Annotated in this window: 6 protein-coding genes and 1 pseudogene; 6 read left to right on the top strand and 1 reads right to left on the bottom strand. The window is 68.6% G+C overall.

The features are described 5' to 3' along the window. Positions 1-434: pseudogene (locus tag ACN675_RS27755) on the top strand (ATP-binding protein); the annotation flags it as partial. After that, positions 431-970 carry a phosphatase PAP2 family protein gene (locus ACN675_RS27750; RefSeq protein ID WP_420753876.1) on the top strand — a complete coding sequence of 180 codons (540 nt, stop codon included), beginning with the start codon at positions 431-433 and terminating at the stop codon, positions 968-970. The pseudogene ACN675_RS27755 and the gene ACN675_RS27750, both read left to right, overlap by 4 nt. 25 nt (positions 971-995) lie before the next feature. Here ACN675_RS27750 and ACN675_RS27745 read toward each other — a convergent pair whose 3' ends face one another. Further along, positions 996-1244, bottom strand: coding sequence for a DUF2530 domain-containing protein (locus tag ACN675_RS27745; RefSeq protein WP_420753875.1), 249 nt, complete (start codon positions 1242-1244; stop codon positions 996-998). A gap of 81 nt (positions 1245-1325) precedes the next feature. Here ACN675_RS27745 and ACN675_RS27740 point away from each other — a divergent pair, with 81 nt between their 5' ends. The 4 genes from ACN675_RS27740 (at position 1326) to ACN675_RS27725 (ending at position 4553) form a co-directional block, all read left to right on the top strand. Beyond that, complete coding sequence (locus ACN675_RS27740) at positions 1326-2780, top strand: NCS2 family permease (protein WP_420753874.1); 1455 nt, start codon at positions 1326-1328, stop codon at positions 2778-2780. A gap of 44 nt (positions 2781-2824) precedes the next feature. Continuing rightward, entirely contained in the window at positions 2825-3256 is a 432-nt protein-coding gene (locus tag ACN675_RS27735) for a MarR family winged helix-turn-helix transcriptional regulator (RefSeq protein ID WP_420753873.1), read from the top strand. 221 nt (positions 3257-3477) lie between these two features. Beyond that, positions 3478-4284, top strand: coding sequence for a TrmH family RNA methyltransferase (locus tag ACN675_RS27730; protein ID WP_420753877.1), 807 nt, complete (start codon positions 3478-3480; stop codon positions 4282-4284). After that, positions 4281-4553, top strand: a complete 273-nt coding sequence (locus tag ACN675_RS27725; protein WP_420753872.1) for a DUF2537 domain-containing protein — start codon at positions 4281-4283, stop codon at positions 4551-4553. Before ACN675_RS27730 ends, ACN675_RS27725 begins: the two co-directional genes overlap by 4 nt. Positions 4554-4617: the final 64 nt, after the last annotated feature.

Raw genomic sequence — 4617 nt, 5'->3', positions numbered from 1 at the left:
TGGACCTGCCGGACGCCGTGCGCAGCATCGCCGGGACCGTCGTCGACGCGGCCGACGCGATCGTGCTCGACCGTCCGTGGCTCGCCGCCGTCATCCCCGCGGAGCGGATCGTGATGGGCACCACGGCGACTGCGGGTGCGCTCGCCGAACTGCTCGACCTCCCGCTCGCGTCCGACACGGTGTCCGCCGAACCGACCGGGCCGGGCCGGGCCACCGAATGGTCGCGGGAACCGCAGGCCGTGCTCGCCGCCGCGACCACCGGGGTTGCCCTGCCCCGGGGACCGCTGACCGTTCACGAGCGGCTCGTCGTGAGCTGTTCGGGTGCGGTGACGGGGGAGCGCGAGGTGGCCTGGTGGGTGGACCGATCCGGCACCACCCACTGCACGCCCGCCGGGTTCGCCGCAGCCGTCGCGAGTGGTGGTGCCGGGTCGTGAGCGTCGACGTCGCGGTACTCGACTGGATGCTCGGCGTCCGGGAGCCGCCGATCACGACCGCCGTCACCGTCGTCACCCACACCGGCGGCACGGTGGGGGTCACGATCCTCGCGATCGTCGCGACCCTGCTGCTGATGCGTGCGTCGCGGCCGCAGGACGCGCTGCTCGTCGCCGGCGCGGTTCTCACCGGCTGGCCCGTGATGAGCCTGCTCAAGCTGCTGTTCGGTCGTGCCCGGCCGCCGCAGCCGGAGCGGCTGGTGGACCTGTCGACGCACTCGTTCCCGTCCGGCCACGCGATGATGTCGGCGATCCTGGCGGTCACGCTCGCGGCCGTCCTCGCCCGGTCCACGCGTCCGCAGGGCCCGTGGCGCGCGGGGCTCTATGCCGGTCTCGCCGGCTACACCGTGGCCGTCGGACTCTCCCGCGTCTACCTCGCGGCGCACTGGCTGACCGACGTCGTGGCCGGCTGGATCCTCGGATCGCTGTGGGCCCTGCTGTGGGTGTGGTTGGTCACGCGGGTGCGCATCCGTCGCTGACGCGGCGACCGCGCGGCCGGATCCGTCAGTTCAGCCCGACCTGTGCCCCGCGCCGGCCGCGGCGCGCGGCGCGCCGCTGAACGAGAAAGAGCGCAGATCCCAGCAGCCCCACCACGATTCCGGCCACGCACACCGGAAGCGCCGCCGACCAGCGGTCTCCGACGACGAGAACGACGATCGTCGCGACGACCCACGCGACGGTGCCGAGAGCGAGCGCGGGCCGGGGATCGGCGAGGCGTCGGACCTGCGCGGCCACGTCATCTGCGTCTTTCACAATTTGCAGACTAGTAGTTCCGCGCTGCAATAATCTCCCGGTTGCTACTCGAGCAAATCTTCTCCGGAGTGGATATTCGACATGGCCGTAGGCACCGGTTTACTGGACACCTATTTCAAGATCACCGAACGTGGTTCGACGGTGTCCCGGGAAGTCCGCGGCGGTGTGGTCACCTTCGTCGCGATGGCCTACATCGTGGTGCTCAATCCGCTCATCCTCGGTAGCTTCTCGCCCGAGGACGCCACCGCCAAGGTCGACGTGCTCGGCAACATCCTGCCGATCAACCAGGTCGCCGCGGTCACGGCACTCGTCGCCGGACTGATGAGCATCGTGTTCGGCATCATCGCCAACTATCCGTTCGCGCTCGCCGCGGGCCTGGGCATCAACAGCCTGCTCGCGGTGACCATCGCGCCGCAGGTGACGTGGCCCGAGGCGATGGGCCTGGTCGTCATCGACGGCATCATCATCGTGGTGCTCGCACTGACCGGATTCCGCACCGCGGTGTTCAATGCGATTCCGCCGGAACTCAAATCGGCCATCGCCGCCGGCATCGGTGCGTTCATCGCGTTCATCGGCCTCGTCGACGCCGGTTTCGTCCGCCGCATCCCCGACGCCGCCGGTACCACCGTGCCCGTCGGTCTCGGCATCGACGGCTCGATTGCGTCGTGGCCCACCGCGGTGTTCGTCTTCGGTGTGTTGCTGATGGGTGTTCTGGTCGTGCGCAAGGTGCGTGGCGGCCTGCTCATCGGCATCGTGATCACCACGGTGGTCGCGGCGATCGTCGAGGCGCTCACCGACGTCGGACCGTCGATGGGCACAAACCCGAAGGGCTGGAACCTGAGCACCCCCGAGGTGCCCGGGCAGGTGGCCGGCATGCCCGATCTGAGCCTGGTCGGTGATGTCGACCTGTTCGGCGCCTTCACCCGCATCGGCGTGATCGCCGCGACCCTGCTCGTGTTCACCCTGGTGCTCGCGAACTTCTTCGACGCGATGGGCACCATGACCGGCCTGGGTAAGGAAGCCGGTCTGGTCGACAAGGACGGCAACCTGCCCAACGTGGGCCGCGCCCTCGTCGTCGAGGGCACCGGCGCCATCGTCGGTGGCGCTGCCTCGTCGTCGTCGAACACCGTGTTCGTCGAGTCCGCGTCGGGTATCGCCGACGGCGCCCGCACCGGCCTGGCGAACGTCGTCACCGGTGTGCTGTTCCTCGCCGCGATGTTCCTCACGCCGCTGTACGAAATGGTGCCGATCGAGGCGGCCGCGCCCGCCCTGATCGTCGTGGGCGCCCTGATGATCGGGCAGGTCCGGGACATCGACTTCAGCAAGTTCGAGGTCGCGTTGCCGGCGTTCTTGACGATCCTGGTGATGCCCTTCACCTACTCGATCGCCAACGGCATCGGCGTGGGCTTCATCACCTGGGTGGTGCTGCACGCGGCCAGCGGGAAAATCCGCACGCTACATCCGCTGATGTGGGTCGTAGCAGCATTGTTCACGGCATATTTCGTGGTGGATCCCATCACCAACGTGCTCACCTAGAACATGTGTCGGTAGTTTCCATGGCATAACGTATTGTGCTCGCCATGACATCGGAAACACGTGCACTGGCGGGCGATCTCGCCCTGGCTGTCGTGCGCCTGACGCGTCATTTGCGGGGGAGACGCACCGATTCGCGAGTGTCCCTGACCCAGCTGTCGGCCATGTCGACGCTGAGTCAGGATGGAGCGATGACCCCCGGGGCACTTGCCGCGCGTGAGAAGGTCCAGCCACCGTCGATGACACGCGTCATCGCATCACTCAACGATCTCGGTTTGGTGGAGCGCACACCGCATCCGACCGACGGCCGTCAGATCATCGTCGACCTGTCCGAGGCGGGGCGGGAACTGTTGCGCGACGAAGCGCAGGCACGGGAGGCGTGGCTGACGGAGCGGCTGCAGCAGCTCGATCAGAAGAGTCTCGACACGTTGCGCGACGCGGTGGGCATCCTCACCACGCTCGTCACCGAGGACAAGTAGCCGCCTGCTCGTCGGTACGGCGGCGGCGACCGTGCCGCACCCGTACCGACGAGACCATCACCGCTTCGCTGCGGACGGTCGTCGCCGCCTGTGACGGGACGGTCGTCGACGCAGCGCTCCCGGTCTCGCGCGAAGCGGCCCTGCAGCGCGATATTCCGGTGGACCCGCATTCCCTCGCCCCGACGCCCGCAAGCCAGGTGTGAACTGGGACAATGGGCGACGTGGTTCACGTCATCGACATCGACGATCCCGCCGACCTGCGGCTGGACGACTTCCGCGATCTCAACTCCTCCGATCGCCGTCCCGATCTCCCGGGCGGCAAGGGGCTGGTCATCGCGGAGGGCGTGTTCGTCGTGCAGCGCATGCTCGACTCGCGGTTCACGCCCAACAGCCTGCTGGGCGTCGACCGCCGGCTAGGGGAACTCGCCGACGACCTGCGCGATGTCGACGTGCCGTACTACCGCACCTCCGCCGAGGTGATGGCCGAGGTGGTCGGGTTCCACCTGAACCGGGGTGTTCTCGCCGCCGCGTCCCGCCCCGAACCCCTCGACCTCGAGGACGTGCTCGAAAAGGCGACGACCGTCGCGGTGCTCGAGGGCGTCAACGATCACGAGAACATCGGCTCGATGTTCCGCAACGCCGCCGGCCTCGGCGTCGACGCCGTGCTCTTCGGCAAGGGCTGCGCCGATCCGCTGTACCGCCGCGCGGTGCGCGTGTCCATGGGCCACGTGCTGCGTGTGCCGTTCGCACACGTGCCGAACTGGCCGCACGACCTCGATCTGCTGCGCGGTCGCGGTTTCCAGTTGATCTCGCTCACCCCGAACCCTCGGGCTGTTACCCTCGCCGAAGCGATGACGGGGGAGAAGGTGGCTTTGTTGCTCGGTGCCGAAGGTCCGGGACTGACCGAGCACGCGATGCGTGCCACCGACGTGCGGGCGCGCATCCCCATGGCGCCGGGCACCGATTCGCTCAATGTCGCGACCGCCGCGGCCATGGCGTTCTACGAGCGGGTGCGGATCCCGAGATGACTCGCTCCGCTCCGTCGGCGACGCCGTGGGCAACCGGTCTGACCCTCACGGCGTTCGCGCTCGCCGTCACCGTGGTGACGGTCGTCGCGTTCGGTTCGGTGCTGGTGGGCATCAGTCCGGTGCTCGCCTTCGGCGTCAATCTGGTCGCCGGCGCGGGTGCCGCCCCGACCCTGTGGGTGTGGAGCCGGATTCCGTTGTGGCGCTGGGTGGCTGTGGGTGTCGCCGCGGGCATTCCCCTCGGCTGGCTGATCCTGCTGACGTCGTTGTGATCTCCGGTCCGGCCGTCAGCGGCGGAGTCCCCACCAGCGACGTCGCCGTCGTTCCGGCGGTGGA

It is taken from the genome of Rhodococcus sp. O3, assembly GCF_048897285.1.
In the GTDB taxonomy this organism is placed as follows: domain Bacteria; phylum Actinomycetota; class Actinomycetes; order Mycobacteriales; family Mycobacteriaceae; genus Rhodococcus.
The sequence above is the reverse complement of the archived record's forward strand: the minus strand, read 5'-3'. Positions and strand labels throughout refer to the sequence as shown.